The sequence below is a fragment of the Phaeodactylibacter luteus genome (assembly GCF_007993045.1).
GTDB classification, from domain to species: Bacteria; Bacteroidota; Bacteroidia; order Chitinophagales; family Saprospiraceae; genus Phaeodactylibacter; species Phaeodactylibacter luteus.
In genome coordinates this window covers 1-19,179 of sequence record NZ_VOOR01000005.1, presented here as the reverse complement: position 1 = coordinate 19,179, position 19,179 = coordinate 1, and the positions used below count along the sequence as shown (strand labels likewise).

General features: G+C 52.8%; 17 protein-coding genes. 4 read left to right on the top strand and 13 right to left on the bottom strand.

What is annotated here, in order from left to right:
* Positions 1 to 69 precede the first annotated feature (69 nt).
* From FRY97_RS03375 to FRY97_RS03340, 8 genes are all read right to left on the bottom strand, one after another.
* Entirely contained in the window at positions 70 to 990 is a 921-nt protein-coding gene (locus tag FRY97_RS03375; RefSeq protein WP_147166020.1) for a hypothetical protein, read from the bottom strand.
* A gap of 348 nt (positions 991 to 1,338) precedes the next feature.
* Positions 1,339 to 2,376: a hypothetical protein gene (locus FRY97_RS03370; protein WP_147166019.1), complete on the bottom strand. Its 1,038-nt coding sequence runs from the start codon at positions 2,374 to 2,376 to the stop codon at positions 1,339 to 1,341.
* A 2-nt stretch (positions 2,377 to 2,378) separates the two neighbouring features.
* On the bottom strand, positions 2,379 to 4,652 hold the full coding sequence (locus tag FRY97_RS03365) for a T9SS type B sorting domain-containing protein (RefSeq protein ID WP_170254485.1): 2,274 nt from the start codon (positions 4,650 to 4,652) through the stop codon (positions 2,379 to 2,381).
* A gap of 375 nt (positions 4,653 to 5,027) precedes the next feature.
* Positions 5,028 to 5,399 carry a DUF3127 domain-containing protein gene (locus FRY97_RS03360; protein ID WP_147166017.1) on the bottom strand — a complete coding sequence of 124 codons (372 nt, stop codon included), beginning with the start codon at positions 5,397 to 5,399 and terminating at the stop codon, positions 5,028 to 5,030.
* 90 nt (positions 5,400 to 5,489) lie between these two features.
* Complete coding sequence (gene rsmG / locus FRY97_RS03355) at positions 5,490 to 6,116, bottom strand: 16S rRNA (guanine(527)-N(7))-methyltransferase RsmG (protein ID WP_147166016.1); 627 nt, start codon at positions 6,114 to 6,116, stop codon at positions 5,490 to 5,492.
* Between the two features lie 21 nt (positions 6,117 to 6,137).
* Positions 6,138 to 6,812, bottom strand: coding sequence for an RluA family pseudouridine synthase (locus FRY97_RS03350; RefSeq protein WP_147166015.1), 675 nt, complete (start codon positions 6,810 to 6,812; stop codon positions 6,138 to 6,140).
* The gene (locus FRY97_RS03345) at positions 6,805 to 7,770 is read right to left on the bottom strand and encodes a glycosyltransferase family 2 protein (RefSeq protein ID WP_147166014.1); all 966 of its coding nucleotides are present in this window, start codon (positions 7,768 to 7,770) and stop codon (positions 6,805 to 6,807) included. The genes FRY97_RS03350 and FRY97_RS03345 overlap by 8 nt, the downstream gene beginning before the upstream one ends.
* Before the next feature lie 37 nt (positions 7,771 to 7,807).
* On the bottom strand, positions 7,808 to 9,439 hold the full coding sequence (locus FRY97_RS03340) for an ArnT family glycosyltransferase (RefSeq protein ID WP_170254484.1): 1,632 nt from the start codon (positions 9,437 to 9,439) through the stop codon (positions 7,808 to 7,810).
* A gap of 517 nt (positions 9,440 to 9,956) precedes the next feature.
* Between FRY97_RS03340 and FRY97_RS03335 the strand changes: the two genes are divergently transcribed.
* Positions 9,957 to 10,178: a hypothetical protein gene (locus tag FRY97_RS03335; protein ID WP_147166012.1), complete on the top strand. Its 222-nt coding sequence runs from the start codon at positions 9,957 to 9,959 to the stop codon at positions 10,176 to 10,178.
* A gap of 24 nt (positions 10,179 to 10,202) precedes the next feature.
* Here FRY97_RS03335 and FRY97_RS03330 read toward each other — a convergent pair whose 3' ends face one another.
* The 5 genes from FRY97_RS03330 to FRY97_RS03310 form a co-directional block, all read right to left on the bottom strand.
* Positions 10,203 to 10,997, bottom strand: coding sequence for a hypothetical protein (locus FRY97_RS03330; protein WP_147166011.1), 795 nt, complete (start codon positions 10,995 to 10,997; stop codon positions 10,203 to 10,205).
* A 27-nt stretch (positions 10,998 to 11,024) separates the two neighbouring features.
* Positions 11,025 to 11,735 carry a hypothetical protein gene (locus FRY97_RS03325; RefSeq protein WP_147166010.1) on the bottom strand — a complete coding sequence of 237 codons (711 nt, stop codon included), beginning with the start codon at positions 11,733 to 11,735 and terminating at the stop codon, positions 11,025 to 11,027.
* Positions 11,736 to 12,861: 1,126 nt separating this feature from the next.
* On the bottom strand, positions 12,862 to 13,620 hold the full coding sequence (locus tag FRY97_RS03320) for a cyclase family protein (RefSeq protein WP_147166009.1): 759 nt from the start codon (positions 13,618 to 13,620) through the stop codon (positions 12,862 to 12,864).
* A 21-nt stretch (positions 13,621 to 13,641) separates the two neighbouring features.
* Positions 13,642 to 14,526: an NAD kinase gene (locus tag FRY97_RS03315; RefSeq protein ID WP_147166008.1), complete on the bottom strand. Its 885-nt coding sequence runs from the start codon at positions 14,524 to 14,526 to the stop codon at positions 13,642 to 13,644.
* Between the two features lie 12 nt (positions 14,527 to 14,538).
* A complete protein-coding gene (locus FRY97_RS03310) occupies positions 14,539 to 15,951 on the bottom strand; it encodes a POTRA domain-containing protein (RefSeq protein ID WP_170254483.1) in 1,413 nt (470 codons plus the stop codon).
* Positions 15,952 to 16,327: 376 nt separating this feature from the next.
* Between FRY97_RS03310 and FRY97_RS03305 the strand changes: the two genes are divergently transcribed.
* From FRY97_RS03305 to FRY97_RS03295, 3 genes are all read left to right on the top strand, one after another.
* On the top strand, positions 16,328 to 16,882 hold the full coding sequence (locus FRY97_RS03305; protein WP_147166006.1) for a class I SAM-dependent methyltransferase: 555 nt from the start codon (positions 16,328 to 16,330) through the stop codon (positions 16,880 to 16,882).
* A 1-nt stretch (position 16,883) separates the two neighbouring features.
* Positions 16,884 to 17,636 (top strand): DUF6503 family protein, encoded by a 753-nt coding sequence (locus tag FRY97_RS03300; RefSeq protein ID WP_147166005.1) that lies wholly within the window; start codon positions 16,884 to 16,886, stop codon positions 17,634 to 17,636.
* 693 nt (positions 17,637 to 18,329) lie between these two features.
* The gene (locus FRY97_RS03295; RefSeq protein ID WP_147166004.1) at positions 18,330 to 19,166 is read left to right on the top strand and encodes an Rpn family recombination-promoting nuclease/putative transposase; all 837 of its coding nucleotides are present in this window, start codon (positions 18,330 to 18,332) and stop codon (positions 19,164 to 19,166) included.
* The last annotated feature ends 13 nt before the right edge of the window (positions 19,167 to 19,179 follow it).

Sequence of the window (19,179 nt, the reverse complement as noted above, 5' to 3'; positions counted from 1 at the left end):
CAACTTCAGCGAAAATACGCTTTTTTGGTGAGATTTGAAAATTATTAGGCCGCGCGCCCGCTGAAGCTCCTAGTAAAAGCTAGGGCCTGCCCGCTGCCCTTCCCCCCCTATCGCAAACTCCAGCCCGAGCTGTAGGGCGATATGATGCTGGCTCCTTTGGTTCTCTTCCCCACTCCTGCCCTGGCCAAGGTCCATAAGGTCATAAAACACCTGCCCCTGTGCAAAAACCCTCCCATGGGAGAAGAGCTTGCGCGAAAGCCGTACCCCCGCTGTAGGCCCTACGTGGAAACTCCTCCCGCCCACATCTTCCGGCAGCAGCACCCGGCTGTCCTCTGCCAAGTCTTGCAGTGCAATCAGCTGTGTAGCGGTAAACTCATTTTCCAGTGCAATGCGCTCTAGTTCATTGGTCAGGAACTGGAAGAAGCCGGCTTCGCTTTCATTGCGCTGAAAGCTCCAGTCCATCCCTGCACGCAGCCCGAGGAAGACCTCATAATCGAAAGCCCTGTCGATGCTGCCGCCACCTGCGCTATAGGGCGTACGCAATATGCTGTAGCGATAGTCGAGGTACACATTAGCCCCGCTCCCTCCTTCCTTGAAATAGCCGGGCCCTACGCCCAGCTCCAATACTTGTGGCTGCAGGGCAAGATCGGAAGACTCGCCAAAGCTGTACCGGAGATAAAATGCAGCGACTGTTTTGTTGTAGCCATTGCGGCCAAACGCTTCGCCCATTTCCAATTCGCTCATTGGAGCGTCCATACCTTGCAGCAGGGCCTCCAGGGAGGCGCCAAGCTTGACGAGGTTCCACATGGCTTGAAAATGGGGGTTGGCCGAGAGGGGCGCACGGTCGTCCATAGCAAAAACGGCATTCATCTTGATGCCGAAATCCAGCTGCGCATCTTCCAAGGGGATGATGTACCGGTTGCCAGACTGTGCCTGCAGCGCCAGCCCCAAGCCGAGTACAAGGATATTAAGTAGTAGTTTTTTCTTCATAAGTATGTAGTTGTCTGAACGGTGCAATTTATTGATCCTGCAGCGCCAGGGGCGCAAAACAGATTGTCGTTTTTTGGGGCCTGACCCTGCCTGCTTTGCGGGATGGGGGCCTGCCCCTGCCCAACGGCAGGTGCCGCTATGCTACGGGGCTCGCTACCCGCTCGGCCCCTCGCCCTACAGGCGTCGGGTCTGGCCTTCAGCCACCCCTTCGCAGCGCTAGGCCAATGCCAGGCTATAGCCCGAAAAGCATCAACACCTGCGGCACTTTGGCTGACGCCCTGCGCCGGGGGGCATTGCAAGGTTAAAGAAGCGCTTTGCTCCCCAATACACTGACCCGGCGCATCAAGCCTATTTTCTTCTCCGGCTGCCCGGCCGGTCTCTCCAGCCAAAGCCTGTACGCCACCTGATGCCTAAGTGAGCGTATGAAAGCAGCATAGGCTCTGTCCCTTTCACAATCGTATGCCGAGAGCGGGCTAAGTCTGCCCCTGCGACAATAGAGAAGCCCCCACCGAAGTTGACCGGCACTGCTACACGCGCAAACCAGCCTATAGCCGGCACGGTGCGCGGGTCGCTGAATTTTCCAAACAGTATGCCTTGCAGGGCTTCCGCCACCTGATCTGTGATGTCCTCTACCGGAGCCAGCAGCCCTCCTTCCATTAGGCTGTCCAGCCGCTCGCTGATGAACAGGACACTGCCCAGATTGACCATCGGGGAGGGGTCGGCAGTAAGGCGGATCCCCCCAGTGAGCTCTGCATCCACTGTGATTTGTTTCCTTTTGCCAAAGGCCAGCAGGGGCTCATCCCCCAAAAAGAGCTGCTTAAAGTGTATGTAGGCTTCCGCATCATAGCGGTTGTCGAAAAAAGGCCGTGGCCGGCCAGCATCTGCAGCTGCAATCAGCGCCAAGTGCTCTGCCAGGGCTTCGGCTTCGCCCTGCACCGCCAGCCGTATAGAAGTGAGCTGATTGTCCAGCTTCCTGCTCTCTGGCCTATCGATAAAGCGGGGGTCGGAGACAGCAACGCTTGCGCCAATGAACCGGTAGCGCACAAAGAAACGCGCCATATTCACATTGCGCCGCATTTCCTGTTCCAACTGCTGCTGTACATCGATGCGCAGCCCCGGGAACAAGTTTTTCAGCCACCTTGGGGCATCGAGGTCAAAAAATGCGAACGCACTGTCTACCTCTGCATCCGTGATCTCAAGCTCTGAGAAGCCGACCATTTCCGACAGCTCCCCCCGGAAGCGGGCATTGGACTTGCCGACTGTCGTTTCCATGCCAAATTCAAAGGCCTGCCCGTGGGCGGCAAAACAGGCGCACAAACCAATGACAGCCAAGAGCCAAGGCCGCCAATACTTCTGGCAAGAGTAGGTAAAGGTTTCCTCCTTCATAATCATCGGCTTAAGTGTACAAGCCCGGCCAGCTCCCGTACAAACCCGTTCGGGTATTGGACCAGCGCCTGATAGGTGTAGGTTCCTGTATTTAGGGGCTCCCCATTTCGGGTGCCGTCCCAGCCATAACGCTCATCGCTCAGTGGCACTCCTTCGGCCTCAAAGATCAGCCCGCCCCAACGGTCAAATACCCGCAGGTAGGCCATCAGCTCTCCGGAGCCATTGTCTGAATAGAGAGTGAACCGGTCGTTGATGCCGTTCCCGTCCGGTGAAAAAGCAGAGGGGGCATAGACCTCCCCAACCACTACGGTCAGGGGCAGGGCAGCGGATGCACGGCAGCCCCGCTCATCTTCGACAATGACCCGGATATCCATATTGCGGTTAGCGATGAAGCTGACGGCTGGCCCGCCGGTGTCGATTTCTCCAGGCACCCATTGGTAGCGGGCTACAGCGCCCACTGTGGTAGCTACAAGGCTGACCGGCGTGGTGGGCCTGACCGTGATAGGTGCATAGTTCAACGCTACGCCAAGGGTATCGGGCGGTATGATGTCTATCTCAAAACGCTGCACACAGTCTAACGCATCTCTTATGACGACCTCGTACGGGCCGTAATCCAGGTTCCGGAAGCGGTCGGCCAGCGTATACGTTTCACCCCCATCGATGGAAAATATAGCTTGACGTTCTTCGCTGTGCAAGACGATTTCAAGGGCACCTTTATCGCCCGGGCAGTAAGGCTGATCGATCAGCAGCTGCACTTCTGGGCCATTGGGCTCTGGCACAGCCACTTCCCAGGCTAGGGTGCAGCCCAAGCTGTCTGTAACCGTAATGGGGAAAACCCCTCCGGTAGCGGTAGCAAGCACGAGCCCATCCCCCTCTGGCCAGCTGTACCGATAAGCTTCAGGGCTAAAGAATGCATAGGCCGTGTCGCAAGTTTCCTCTAGGAAAAGTTCCGGTTCTGGCAAGGCGTTCGCCATCACTTCGAGCCCGGTTTTAGCCACACAGCCCTCGCTATCTGTAGCTTCTACGCGGTAAGTACCGGCCTGAAAAGCCTGAAAACCAGGCAAAAAGGCAAAGGGCAGCGGCGCTTCCTGAGGGCTGAACCACTGAATGCTCTCATAATCTGCCGCATTTTCCGTAAGGAGGAAAATGGTGTCGCCCAGGCAGCCTTCCGTTTGCTCCACTATGGGGGAAGGGGGCGTCAGAATGTCCAGCTGCAAAGTATCAGTGTCCTCACAGCCTTGTTCGTTGAAGGCGTGCAGTATATACTGCCCAGAATCGGCTGCCTCAAGCACCGGGATGATCAGCAGGGAGTCGCCGGCCCCGCCCCCGGGCAAGGTCCAAAAATGGCCCTGCCCGCCTTCCCCGGCAAGGAGCAAGGGGGTATCCGCACAGCGCACAAGGTCTTCGCCGGCCTCCGCAAATTGGGGGTTGTCTAGCAGAAACGAGTCCTGCAGCAGGCAGCACTCATCAGCAGCCGTGAAATAGTACCAGCCTTCCTGCCCCTGCAGCGGCAAGGTGGCATCCGGAGACAGGGCGACCGTATCCCCCTCCTCATTGGCCCAGCTCACCTGAAAGCCGGGCTGAAAGCAGCCTTCAGGGATTTCGGCCCCCAGCTGAATCTGCCCAACCACGCAATCAGCTATGGCCACTGGCTCAAACTGACAGTCGGATACCGGCTCCGGGCAGTGGATGTAGGTGGCAAACTCTGTAGAAGCATTATTGGGGTCACTGTATACGCTGTACTCCACACGCAGCCCTATAGCGCAAAACGGAGCCACCCCAGACAGCCTGCCGACACCGGACAGGGTCTGCAGGTTGCCTGTGAGCGCAAAAGGCGGCTGCCCGAGGGCTTCCAGCCATAGCTCCATCTCAGCAACGGTAGCGACCCCAGACACGGCCAGGCTGTCGTTGAGGCTAAGGGCAAAACCTTCCGTACACGTTGCGCAAGCGCCGAATGTCAGCGTATTGATGTCCTTTGTAGAGTTGTCGGGGAGTATGGCTTGGACCTTTACGCGGTCTACTTGCTGCCCGCCAAAGGCATTCACATCAATCCAATAACGGTAAGCCTGCATTTCGGTATCAAAGAATTGGGTGTAGACCAGCGTGTCTCTGTTTTGCGAGGTCGCTTGGTTGTTACCGTCCTGAGGGTCTACATAAGGCGTGGCGCAATCTTCGAGCACGATGGGCTGTGCCAAAACGAAGTGGGGCCCCATCCCCAAGAAGGAGAGGGCCAGAGCGAAGATGAGGTGAGTAGCGGGTACCGCGTAGCGTGCCATTGACGAATAATTCTTTTTGACGTTTGCACCAGGCATACGGCAGCAGTGCGGCCTGATGGCTGTCTGTCGTCTTTTTATCCTGCAGTAATTGATCCTGCTCTGGGAGCAAATGCTCTCCGGGCAGATAAATGGCGTGCTCTGCGCAGCCTTATTGGGCTGGCTGAAGTGTGAAGATTATGACTGCTGCGTATGCGTAAAGCGGTAGTGATCAAGGCTTATACACAAACTCAAGTTACAAAAGTACAGCTTTTTGAGCAAGCGGCTGTATTTGAGGGAAGGTATTTGGCCGAAAGGCAACAGTAAGGGGGCAAACGGCACAGGCAGAGCAGGGGATGCCCCTGCTCTGCCTGTTGTGCTCATCAGCAAGCTGTTGGATTAAAATGGCAAATCGTCGTCAGCCTGTGTAGCCGGCTCATCATCGGCACTAGGGAAGGGGTCGTCAGAAGGCATGCTTCCGCCTGTTGCAGATGGGGGCGCAGCGGCTCCACCCTGCTCAACACGCCAAGCATTGAGGTTGGTAAAGTACTTGCCGTTCCACTCCCGGCCGCGCAGGTCAAAATGAACCTTGATGATCTGCCCTTCCTCGAAGGGGTCAACGAGCGCGCAGCGGTCTTGCACCAGCTGGAATTTTACAAACTGCGGATAATTCCCTTCAGTCTCAATGACGAACTCACGGGCTTGGAAAGAGTCTGTTTTTTGCTCTGTATCAAACTTCTTATGGAGCTTTCCTTCTACTTCAAATGACATAGTGGCTATGGTTTCTTGTTGCGATTGCCAAATGTACAAAAAGGCAAAAGGCTGAAAAAGTTTTTCTTAAGATTAGCCGGGCAGAGAGGCTCAACGCTGTACATAGATGACGTACTTCTCCATGTAGTATTCCAAGGGGAAGTAGTCCGTCAGCGGAAATTGCTCCACATAGGCGCCTTTGCCAAGGGCTTTGATCTCCCCTCTGAGGTTGCCCCCTTTCAAGGTCAGCAGGCCATTGGGCAGGGCGTGGCGCTCCTCGTGGCTAAGCAAGCGGGCGCTCCAAGGCACGAGTTTGTCCAAGCTGGCTACTGCCCGGCAGACGACAAAGTCGAAGCGCCCTTTCAGCTCCTCAGCCCGAAGGTGCATCGGCTTCACGTTTTTGAGGCCCAGGGCAGCCACTATTTCTTCTACGACAAGGATTTTTTTCCGGGTGCCATCGATCAGGGTAAAGTTGACTTCCGGGTAAAGGATAGCAAGCGGGATGCCTGGCAGCCCGCCACCGGTGCCCAAATCCAAAATGTTAGCACCGCTACGGAACTTCACCACCTTGGCAATGCCTAGAGAATGGAGGATGTGATGAGGGTAGAGGTTTTCTATATCCTTGCGAGAGATGACGTTGATTTTGTCGTTCCACTCTTCGTACAGCGGGCCGAGCTGTTCGAATTTGGCGCGCTGATCGTCGGTCAGCTTAGGGAAGTATTCCAGTATTTTTTCCATACGGTCTTAAAGGTCTTGGGGTTAAATTTGGAAAGCAGACCAGACAGGGTCTCCTTCAGGCAGAGGTGCAATGATGAGCTCGCGCTGCCCGGAGACCGGGTGGCGGAATGCCAGCTTCCAAGCGTGCAAGTGAATAGACCGGTCAGGGTTGTTTCGGCGGAAGCCATATTTGACATCCCCTTTGATAGGAGAGCCGATAGCCGCCAGCTGTGCACGGATTTGGTGGTGCCGGCCGGTGTGCAGCCGGATTTCCAGCAGGTGATAGTGCTCGCTGCTTTGCAGGTAGCGGTAAGACAGCTCTGCCTTTTTGCTGTTCCGGTCTTTTTCCGCTGCTATCATGGCTTGGTTTTTCCGCCCATCCTTTCGCAGGTAATGGATCAGCCTACCTTCGTCTTGTTCTGGGCGCACGGCCACAGCGGCCAGGTATACCTTCTCTACTTCCCGGTTGCGGAACTGTTCGTTCAGCGCAGCCAGGGCGCCTTCTGTACGGGCGAACAATACCGCACCGCTTGCCGGCCGGTCGAGCCGATGTATCAGCCCGAGCTTGCTCTTGCAATAGCTTTGCCCAAACACGGCCATAGACTTATCGCCAGTTTTATCGGAAACGACAGGCAGCCCCGCCGGTTTGTTGAAAGCGATCAGTTGGTTGTTCTTGTATAAGACGAGCCCGCCTATATCTAGTTCCTCCTTATGCATGCGTTGTTTTTTGCTGTTCGATGCCGCCTTTGGTGATGCGGCGGATTTTGTACGGGCGTTTTTGCTGCGACTCGTAGTACGTCCGCATTTGTATTTCAGCTACCAGCCCGATGGTAATGAACTGAATGCCCCCCAAGACCAGCAGCAGGCCCAAGATCAAAAGCGGCTTGCCCCAGATGTCCTGCCCCAATAGCTTTAGAGCGCCCAGGTACAGGTTGATCAGCAGGCCTCCGCCCAGCAGCAATAGGCCAGTGTTGCCGAACAGGTGCATAGGGCGCTGCAGGTACTGCTTGAAGAAAAGCATGAGCAATAAATCGCTTACGACCTTGAAAGTCCGGTTCAGCCCATATTTAGATTGCCCAAACTCCCGAGCATGATGCTTCACTGGGACTTGCACAATTTTTGCGCCTTCCAGGTGGGCCAATACAGGGATAAAACGGTGCAGCTCCCCATAAATGCCTAGGTCTTTAGCGAGCTCGGCTCTGAATACCCGGAGCGCGCAGCCGTAATCGCGCAGGTGCACGCCAGAAGAATTCCGGATGATATAGTTGGCAATCCAGCTGGGGATTTTCCGGAGTACCATGCCATCCTTTCGGTTGGCGCGCTCTCCAGCCACCATATCGTAGTCCCCTTCTTCCGCCATTTTGAGCATGGCCGGTATATCAGAAGGGTCGTTCTGCAGGTCGCCATCCATAGTAGCAATGAACTCGCCTTCCGCGGCTTCAATGCCGGCCATAAGGGCAGCACTCTGCCCATAGTTTTTCCTAAACGCCACAACCTTGAGCCGTGGATGGCTGATGCCGTACAGGGCTTTAAGGGTACCATCGGTGGAGCCATCGTCCACGTACACGATTTCGTAATCAATCCCCTCCAGAGCTGCCGTCAGCCGGTCCACCAGTGGTTGAATGTTGAGCTCCTCGTTGTAAACCGTTACTACGGCAGATAATTTTAGCGACATAATTCAAATTCTAATGCAAGCCAGCGCGCGCTGCACTTTAATCGTATTCGACAGGTTCTGGTATAGCTGTTTTAGGGATAGGCGCTTTGAACCGTACAATACGGTATACCTTTTTCCCGTGCCTCATCTGAAGCGTCCCATCAGTCTCATATTCCAAGCTGGGATAGGCCTGAGGATCAATGACATAATAGGCAGAAGTATCGATGGGGCCATAATCTACGGGGATGACCGCCCCGCGCTCCAAGGTCATCTGAAAGGACGTCATCGGCTGCCATTCGCTTTGCGCAAACATACGAAGGTCTTTTCCTTCGTAAGCCCGGGCTACCCGTATAGCATCGAGGCGGGCATCGTTGCCAAAGTCATTGGCGTCGCGGTCGGGCAGCACAAACCAGTTGAATGCCAGGCGGACGGCCAAGAGCGCAACCGCTACAGTGAGCAGGCGGGCTTCCCGGAAGCGCCAGGCCCCGTAGGCCAAGCCAGACAGCAGTGCAAAGATGAGCAAAGTTTTGGGCCAAAGCCAAGGAGTGCCCGAAAGCCGGCTTAAAAAGAGCGGCGCCAAGGCAGCCAGCGGCAATACCAGACAGCAGCCCAGCAGCACCATATCGATCACCTGCTTTTGCCACGTGGCTTCCTCTGTATATTCGTTATAAAGGTACAGCAGTACCATGAACAGCAAGGGGATGAGCATGAATACGTACCGGGGGTGTACCTTGGGTGCCGTCCAGTAGACGATGATGTTGAGCAAGAATACCAGCATGGCAAATGCGGTAAAGCGGTGCTGCCATATTTTCGCCCAAGCGCCCCGCTTGAGCAGGAAAACCGCCAAAAGCCCCCATGGCATAAAGTGATAAACCAGCAGCTCAAATGGGTAAGTGAGGAGGTGCAAAACTGTAAACCAAAATGGATAGCGCCCAGCAGTGCGCTTTGCTGACTCATTGAGCAGCACCTGAGCTAATGCATCCAAACTGTTGTACTGCACATAGGCTGCATAATACGCCCCGGTAATGGCCAGGAAAATCAGCCCGCCCAATAGGTGCGGCCAACGGAACAGCCGGTACCATTCGCGGCGGTAAGCCAGCCAGCCTAGCACTGTAGCGCCCTGAAATACTACTGCAGGAAGCCCTTTCATGAGGAAGCCTACAGCAGCAAGGGCATACGACCACCCAAATGCCTGTGCCCACCTGCCTTTTTCCGAAAGGTGGAAAAACAACATGAAGGACAGGAAGGTCAGCCAAGAGTAGCTGATATCGATCAGCCCGAGAAAAGAGTCATAGAACAAAATACGCCCGCAGGTCAGGAACGCCAAGGCCGAAAGGGCTGCCAGATCGCGGCTGAAGTGCTGCCGGGCGAAATAATAAATCGTACTGATGTAAACCAACAAAAAGGCTACCGTGGGGATGCGTATCGACCATTCGTCCATTTCGCCGGTAAGGCTAAACACCCCAAGCAGCATCCAATTGTAAACCGGCGGCTTTTTATAGTAGAAGTCGCCGTGCAGCATGGGGGCTATATAATTATCAGAGAGCTGCATCTCGAGCGCTACCCATGCGCGCAGCGCTTCGTCGTCAATGAGGGTAAGCAAGCCCAGATTGATCAGGAGTGCAGGCGCGAGCAGGGCCAGCGCCAAAAAATAAAGTGCCTTGCGGTAACGGTTGATGTTGATACCCAATTGGATAGCGTTTGATTTCCGGGCCCAAAAGTACAGGAAAAATCGCAAAGCTCCGCTATACCTTTGCATAGGGGACAAGTACTGGCTGCACTGCAGCCCAAGCCCCTGACTGGCCCTGCTCGCCTTCGCTGTGCCTAAGGCGAGACACACGACAAACTGGTTAGCAGCTCAACGCTACGGCATGGTTTATGTGCCCAACTGGGCATCCGTCATTGGAGTAAACCCGGACAGCCACAGGCTATATTGCCACTCATTTGGGGCCTGCCCCTGCCTTCTGGCAGGGGCCGCTATGCTTCGGGGCTCGCTCCTCGCTCGGCCCTATCGGGCTTGCACCCCTGCGCAGCGCTAGTCCAATTCCACTCCCTAAAGCCGGAGAGCCGAAACGCCTGCGACATTTTGGTTTGCTCCCGTTCAAAAAGTTATTCTGGCAATCAGGACGAAAGCCTTGGGCAGGCGATGCTCCATTATTGAGAAAGCTGATGCGGTCATTCAGTATTATCAGAAAAACGGCTACCGAATGAAGTACGATGAATACCGGAAAGCTGGCTACTGCATAGACAGTGGCGCAATTGAATCCGCAATCAGCACGGTAGTCCAGCAACGCTGTAAATTAGTAGGCCAACGCTGGACGCAGAGTGTAACTGCTGTATTAAATTTGCGGGCAGCCTTCAAGAGCGGAAAACAGGATGGCATACGGCGGATTATTAACGCTCAAATGGACCATCCATGGACTGCATGAGCGACAATTTGGTTTGCGCCCTCATCACTTGACCCTAGCATAGCCAGATGCTTGGGTGTAAGCTAAAAAGCGGAATTGCTCACCGCCCTCTTGCAAGTCAGCAATTTCGAATGTACCTCTAAGCACAGTTAAATGTACAAGCGCATTAAGCCCGGGAATATCTGCGAAATCTGCTTTTTGAAAAGCGTAACTACCGCTATCCTCTACATGGATATAAGCATACAGCTTTTCCTCGTGGTCTTCGGCTAGCCTAGGATTTTCCCATGGGGAATATTCAATGATAAGGTAGACGCCATTCTCATTGTCATCATCTGCATTCCACTGTATCGTAAAACCATCCTCTAAATCAGGGATGCCCATTTCTACTACCTCAAGGATATCGGGTATGTAAACAGTACTGTTGACTGGGTTTTCCCTAGCATCTATTTCCTGCCCCTTTGCCAAGAGCTTCACTTCAACCTCCCGGCCAAATAAAGATTTGTACTCCGGGGCGCGGTTTTTGCGAAAACCTCCTGGGACTCCCAATGGCAATTCATGCTCCCCAACCGATACAGCCTCATAAGAACAGCCTACCTCCGTACCCTCATAGCAAATGCCCAGAGCACTTGCACGATTATTCTCGTCCCACATATCAGCGAAAAAATTAGCCTGCGTGTTCGCCACTGTAGCAGATATCTTGATGTCCTCATTCGTCAGTTTGAAATATAAATCTATCAGCGCTAAATCCTCAGTAGCTCTTTCGATCACAGGTAGCTCCTTCATCTCCTCACAAGAGGAAAAGAAAATGGCAAGGAGTAAGAAAAAATTAATATTTTTCATGTCGCTTTTTTTTAACTGTAGATAAAATTATAAACAATCGGTGGTGTACATGATTGGCTCATAAAAGACTAGTGGTGCTTTTATGCATGCATCGCTAAAATAGTAGTTCAAGTCTAAATCCTCAATCAATATTTTTGAGACCGCCCTGACTATATAGCGATCGTCGAATATTCCATAAATATCATTTGAACAATTGCAATCATCCGTATTTTCGAACGTTGGTGACCTCACATACAATGAGAAACGATATTCAGCTGCTCCATAATTTGATGGGATATGCGGATCTGGACACATCTCGAAAACATAATCACCTCCTATTTCAATAGCTGATACAGGCATTTCACGGATTTTACTTTCACACCCTAAAGACTCTCCAAACCTAAATTCCTCCAAGTACCTTGCTTGATCAGCACATTGACCACTTACCTCTAGCAAGAAGCCCCATTTACTGCCGGTGACAGCGAGCCCTCCTGCCGAGTTTAACTCTCTTAACATATCGCAATTTACAATACTCTCAATTGGACCAGGAGTCGCATAGGCTATATGAGCAGGGTTTTCAGGTATATTGCATGTGAAACCAGATGTACTAATATTTCCCGTAGGGAATGCAGGCGATTGGAGGGTGATAGCCTTTCTTTCATTCCTCGAGTCATCTGTATAACACTCTTCCTGACATCCGGGATAAATAATTAAAGCGGAAAGGGCCAAATAGAGCACCCCTGACTGAATGTACTTCATATCGTAATGGTTTAAGGTGAAAAAATCAAATTTTACATCATCTTGGCTTAACAAATGCCTTTAACCTGAAGTCTAAAAGCTTGCTTTGGAGCGATTCAATATTAAAAACCAATAACTTATGACCACCTGCTGTACCAGAATGACCGGTAGGATTCTGCCGAAGCCACTAAATTTGAGTTTAGCGAGCTAGATAAAAACGGGCGTAAACCAGATTGTCTTTTTTAGGCCGGCCCCTGCCTTCTGGCAGGGGCCGCTATGCTTCGGGGCTTGCTCGGCCCTATCGGGCTTGCACCCCTGCGCAGCGCTAGTCCAATTCCACTCCCTAAAGCCGGAGAGCCGAAACGCCTGCGACATTTTGGTTTGCGCCCATAAAAACTTAGTGAGGAAACCAAGTGCATAAAGCGTTGATTTTACAGAACAAACGAGCACCTCTAAACAGCACCCTATTCGTTAGCTCAACCAAGCGGAATTCTTGGGCTACAGAGGGATTTGCGATCCATACAAATCCGAAAAAAGCCTGACTACAGCTATATAATTTGATTTTCTATCTATCTATGATTTAAAATTACCCCCCCCCTGCTGACATTTCCAAATTTTAATGCTTTTTTTTAAAAAAAATGTAGTTGGTACCGACATAGTGATCCAGGGACGCGTGGCACAATGGGCTGCCACTCCCCTGTAGCATATTGCCTCCAGCCAGATAACAGCAACCGAGCCGCGCCCAGATTGCTGCTGCCCCCGAATCACCGACTGAATCTGTAGCGCACCGCCTAGTACTTTCCCCATTTCTGCCCCCTGCTGCTTCAGGAACCTTGCCCTCCCAATGGCACCATCTTAAACATATATCTCAGCCACAGGCCATATTGCCACTCATTTGGGGCCTGCCCCTGCCTTCTGGCAGGGGCCGCTATGCTTCGGGGCTCGCTCCTCGCTCGGCCCTATCGGGCTTGCACCCCTGCGCAGCGCTAGTCCGGTGACAGCATAAACCTCATTCCGGCTGACGTTCCATCCCTTCTCCGATATCTGCCGTACAGGCAGTAGGATGACAGCTTGTGATACCGCCCCTGCAAGAGGCAGGCCCTCCCTAAGCTTAAATGATTGGCCAGCCTACTGAGGTGTCCCTTTTTCAGGCGGGCTGAAGGGCATAGAGTACAGGTTTGCTGGGGCTCGCATCTACCTCAAAGCTCGCGATCTGCAAGTTCAACAAATAGTACCCGTCACGGATAGCATTATTTACATAAATCAGCTCCGATATCGTACACATTGTACGGGGCTGCTCGGGGTACTGCCAGAAAGCCCGATGACCAAGCAGTTTCCCGCCATCCTCTTCACGGTCGATAGAAGGGAGGTCGACAAGCAAGTGCTCCACCCCTCTCTCCACAAGGTAGGCGATGGCCTCGTGATGGAAGTAAGGCGGGTTTGCGCCAGAGTGGTTGGTCAACATTTTCAGGTCATCATTAGGCAAGGTGCGCAGGACGAGTGCCGGAGTAAGCGGCTCGCCCTCTAGCAAGCCTTCCAATTGACTGCGAAGGACAACCCGGTCTCCTCCATCTATTTTGGCCGGGAATAGGCTCAGCAAGCGGGCCGGCCAATGGAACTGCCGGAGGCATTGGTTGATGGTGTGCCCTTCTCGGGAAATGTGGCCCACGCACTCGGTATGCGTGCCATTGCCGTGAGGGTTGAGGCGGATATTTTTAAAGTTGACGGCCCCGCCTTGGCTGGTATCCCCCACAAAATCGCCCACTACTACTGGGCTGACTTCCATGGGCGGTGCATAAAAACAGTTGACCGTTTGCAGGCCGGCTTTGAGCGGGATGGCGATATCCAATGGCTCGGTAAGGTTGGCTCGGTAAGGCTGCCCGCCGAGTTCTAGTAAGGCATACATAGGCGTAGGGTTGAATTTGGGTTAGACATTCCGGCTATCGGTGCCCCAAGCCAGTTTAGAGCGGATGGTATCCATGAAAGTTACATCGTGCAACTGTACTAGCCGGATGCTGAAATCGTTTTTCCGCACGCCCAGCTGATGCGCGGCGGTGATGGTCTCAAAGCGGGAGTCCAGGGTACAGAGGAAATTCTCGGCCCGCCCTTCAATCTCAAAACTGATGATAGAATCATCGGCAATGACGATCGGCCGCACATTGAGGTTGTGCGGGGCAACGGGGGTAAGGACAAAATTTCCGGAGTTGGGGAATATGATAGGCCCCCCACAGCTCAAGGAATACCCCGTTGAGCCGGTAGGCGTAGCCACGATGATGCCATCTGCCCAATAAGAATTCAAATAGGCACCGTTGATGAAGGTATGAATGGTGATCATGGAAGAGGTATCCCGCTTGAGCAGGGTAATGTCATTCAGCGCAAAGCGGATTTCTCCGAATATAGGGAGGTTAGACTCCAGATACAACAGGGTGCGCTCCTCTATGGTGTACATGCCCCGCCTCAGCAGGCGCACGGCTTCCGTGATGCGTTTTTTTTCGATACTGGCCAGAAAGCCAAGCCGGCCTAAGTTGAGCCCCACAATGGGCACGCCGCTGTCGCGGATGTGGGTGGTGGAAGCCAGTATTGTGCCATCGCCGCCCAGGGTAATAAAAAAATCAAACTTTTGGGTGGCCAGGTCCAGGTAGCCTTCGAACACCCCTACTTCAACAGGGAAAACAATAGCCCCTTTGAGCTGCTCCAAGTAAGGGGCATAGACGAAGGGGGTCATCCCTTCTTCGTGCAGGGCATCGAAAAGGTGCTGAATGTGGCGCGCATCTTTTTCTTTGAAGACCTTGCTGTAAACGACTACCTGCATGTCAGTGCCGGATTAAATATTCATGCTAAAATGTAAAAATAGCCCTTTTTCGAGCAAATCGTTCAGGCTATACTCAATCCGCACCACTTTATCATAATAAAATACGGCTTCCAGCCCCAGCCCACCGCCCCAGAGCAGCCGGTTGCTGAAAGGGTTGTCTGCCCGATTGTGAGGGCTGTTGACAAAAGCCAGATCGTTATTGAGCGCCAGCTGTAGGCGCACCGGCATGCTGCGCAGGGCCTGCATGGGCATCAGCTTGCCGAAGTTGAAATCAAAAGACCAGAACCGGAAGCGAAGGGCTGTTTTCAGCAGCCCCAGGTCCAGCCCGTCAACGATATAGTACTCCCAGCCGTGTAGGGTGTAGTTGCCAAAGCCCAGCGCGCGGTTTTCCCGGTAAGGCTGCGGGCTGCGGATAACCGAATATTTGGCGCGGGCCTCCGCTCCAAAGCTCCAGCGCTGCCCCATAGGGAAATAATGCCCATAGCCCCCGTAAACCGTCAGGCCTGAGCGCTGCCCGAACACCCCGAGCCCGTCCTTGACAGCGGCCGCGAAAGCAAAATTGCCCGACCAAGGGTACGCGGCTGCATCCCGGTTTTCGTATACATACTGATAGGCTAGACGGAAAGACCGCAGGCGGCTCCGCCCCTCCAGGAGGTAGTCTGGATTGAGCTCTTCCGTTACCTCTGCCCCGACCCGGGTATCCCGGTACTCGAGCTCCAGACGGTGGGTGCCGAAAATATCAGGCCGGTAGGCCAGCCCCAGGCTGCCGGAAAAATGCCGGTACAAGAAGCCATCTTCTTTGCGGAAGAAAACCTGTTTGCCCTCTCGCGTAGCATAGTTGACCTCCCGGTTGGCCCAGTAGCCAGCATCCACCCACGCGCCCAGGGTTTTGGAACGGTTGAGGTAGGGCCGCTCATAAAATAGAGAATACTTACGCGTATAGCCATACTTTATCGTAGACTTGAGCTTGTCGCGGTGGCCCGAGACATTGATATGGGCAAAATGAAGCCCGTAGTTCGTGCGGTCTAAAGCACGCCCCTGATCTACCCACCACACATTGAAATTGCGGTCGGCCAGCTCAAAAATAGGCACCGGGAAGATGTACCAGCCTTCTTCCACCGTGACGAGCAGGTGCACCCGGTTGGTACTGCCTTCCCATTCCTTGTACGTAATTTTCGCCCGGTTGAACAGCCCCGTGTTCATAATGACCTCCTCGCAGCGGCTGATGCGGGCCGACAGTTCGCCCAATGGGATAGTATCCCCTTCCTGTATCAGCATCTCGCGCCGGATGACTGCAGCCTTGGTGCGCTTGTTGCCAGAGATGCTGATCTCATCGATCAACACCCCTCCCTCGGCTGAGCGCCCCCAGAGCGCACAACAGAGCCCCAGCCCAAAGAGCAACAATATAGCCGGCCGAAATGGCATAAACAGGGTGTTTGGGTTAACAATGCAATACAACAATAACAGGCTGTGCCAACCCACGCAAGTTAAGGCCTTCATGCTGTATCGCCCAACAAATGAGCGCTTGCCATGCCAAAGAATCGCCGGGGGGGGCAATTGTTGCCAAACCAAGCAGCACGCTGCCCACAGCCTACAGCTGCCGGGCAGCAGGCAGCAGCAAATTAGAGAGTCTGCCAAAAAGCTTGTATTTTGGCAGCTGTGAACACCTGACCTAATCAGCAACAAAGCGCGGTTTTCCTGTGCGATATGCCAAAAGCTAAGGTTACAGGCACTATAACAACGGCGGACAATCAGCCCGGCCTTTCCGGCTCCTTCCGCCTGCGACTTTTAACACAATCTGATGGGAAGAATAGAATTTTTGAGAGAAGGGCTGCGCAATCTGCAGACTGTTGGCACACTCACCCGAAGCTCACGGCAGTTGTGCAAGGGCATGATCAAACACATCGACTTCGGCACCGCCAGGGTCATTGTTGAGCTTGGCGCAGGCGACGGGGTCATTACCGAGCATATCTTAGCCAGAATGCACCCGGACGCAAAATTGCTCGCCTTTGAAGTCAATGCCAAGTTTTGTGAGCAGATGCGCCAAATCAATGACGACCGCCTCATCGTCATCGAGGACTCCGCAGAGTACATTGCCCGGTACCTCAAGGAAGCAGGCGCTGACTTTGCAGACTATATCGTCTCCGCTATACCTTTCGTTTCCCTGCCCAAAGAAGTCGGGCAGTTGATTGTTGGCAAAGCGCACGATAGCCTGCGCAAGAACGGGCGCTACATTCAGGTCCATTACTCCTTGATCATGAAGAGCCTGTACACCTCTGTATTTGGCAATGTGAACATCAATTTTGTCCCTTTCAACGTGCCGCCGGCCTTTGTGATGGTGTGCCAAAAAGTATAGCATGAGACCTCTGGGCTATTTCCTGCTGTCCGCTCTGCTGTGGATATCCTCCTACGGCTGCGATGCTCCTGAAGGAGGACAGGCTGCCGAGCGTGTCTTGCCTGCCCCTCAGGAAGTGCTGAGGAAAAGCCTGGCTTTCCACGACCCTGCCGAACAATGGCCGCAGGCACGGCTAAAGCTTACCCTTGCCGAGCCCCGCATTGGCTTTGCCGAGCGCGTCAGCCGGGTGCAGCTCGATCAACAGCGTGGCCGCTTCGAGCTGCTGCGCGAGTACGATGGGCTGCCGGTCGCCCGTATCCTTACTAAAGACAGCTGCTACAGCCTCATAAACGGGCAACCGGTAACCGATACAGCCCTGATCAACCAATACCGCCTGCAATGCGAGCGCACCCTCGGCTATCAAGGCTTTTACGAGCTCCTCACCGGCTTGCCAATGACTTTGTTCACACCTGATGTCGCACTCGGCCCCGATACCCGTGCCCTTCCCTTTGCCGGCTCCCCATGCTACGAAATCAGCGCACGGCTCAACAACCCTGTCATCAGCGAAGACTGGGTCTTCTATTTTGATCAGGCCACCTTTCAGCTACGGGGCTTTGGATACGCAGCAGCGGAGGGCGGAGAATACCTGGAGATCGACGGGCTTGCCCACATACAGCAAATGCAGCTGCCCCGCATGCGGCACTGGTACAGCCGGGCCGACAGTGCTTACTTGGGCTCTGATATACTGATCGATGTCAGCAGCCTACCTGAATAAGAGGATGGGCACCCCCGCTAAGTTTGGGCTTGTGCCAATTTCAGGGTAGCCCCTAGTGGTCTGTCAGGGCTAAAACTAGGGGTTGCCTGCGGCGACTTTTGAGGCTACTCTTCGTTGGACAACCCCTTACGTAGCGCTGCTATGCGCGGGAACATCCGCCTTGATTAGCCTCAAAATTCGCTCCCACTCAACCCATAAATTAACACTTGACAGACCACTAGATACTGCCGGGAGCATAGAAAGAAGGTAGCCCAAACCAGATTATCGTTTTTTTGGGGGCCTGCCCCTGCCAGCGGGCAGGTGCCGCTATGCTCCGGGGCTCGCTGTCCGCTCGGCCCTATCGGGCCTGCCGCCCCTTCGCAGCGCTAGGCCAATGCCAAGAGATGGCACTCCCCCCACCGGGCAACCGCACTGGCCTACCGGCAGGCTGTTTTTTTCTATTGGCAAGCAGACAGCATTGTGGCCTTTTTGTATATTGTAGCATAGTCTGAGCTACAGCATGGCGCACCGGCGCTGCAAGCAGGTAGGCTCAGCCTAAGGCAGAGTGGGAAAAAGAACGACAAATTGGGGGGGGAAGTGCGTGTATTAGCGAGTTGCAGGCAAGCAAGTAAAACAACAAAAAACTGTAGACATAAAACTCAAAATTGGCTATATTTGAAAACCATAGTTAGATGTGTTTTTAAATAAATGATTATGAGTGCTTTAGAAGATAAGTACATAAATCCTTTAACTGATTTCGGGTTCAAGAAGCTATTTGGTACTGAGCCAAACAAAGTCTTATTGATAGATTTCTTGAATCAGATTCTTCCCCAAAGACATAAGATTAAGGATTTGTCCTATTCCCGGAATGAACAAATGGGATTAAATGAATTGGATCGAAAAGCTGTATTTGACCTTTATTGTATAGGCGAGTCAGGAGAGCGATTTATAGTAGAAATTCAAAAAGCGAAACAAAATTACTTTAAAGACAGGAGTATTTATTATTCATCATTTCCGATCCAAGAACAAGCAAAAAAAGGAGAGTGGAACTATAGATTAGAACCGGTATATACTGTAGGAATTTTAGACTTTGTATTTGACGATCATAAATCAGATAATGAATTGCTTCATATTGTCGAGTTAAAAAACCAGAAATGTGAAGTGTTTTATGATAAACTGAAATTCATTTATATAGAATTACCAAAATTTAAAAAGAGTGAAGAAGAATTAGAGAGTCATTTTGACAAATGGCTATATGTATTCAAGCATTTATCAGATTTACAAGACCGCCCCAAAAGGTTACAAGATAAAATATTCGAGAGATTATTTGAGGCTGCTGAAATAGCCAAATTTACACCCGAAGAAAGAGAAGCCTATGAAGAGAGTTTAAAACATTATAGGGATTTGAAAAATGTAGTAGATACATCAAGAGAAGAGGGAATCGAAGAAGGTATAAAAGAAGTAGCTAAAAGAATGAAAGCAAAAGGAATGTCGAACTCTGAGATATCAGAATTGACAGGATTGAGTGAAAATCAAATTGATGAACTATAAGAAAGCCTGCCTG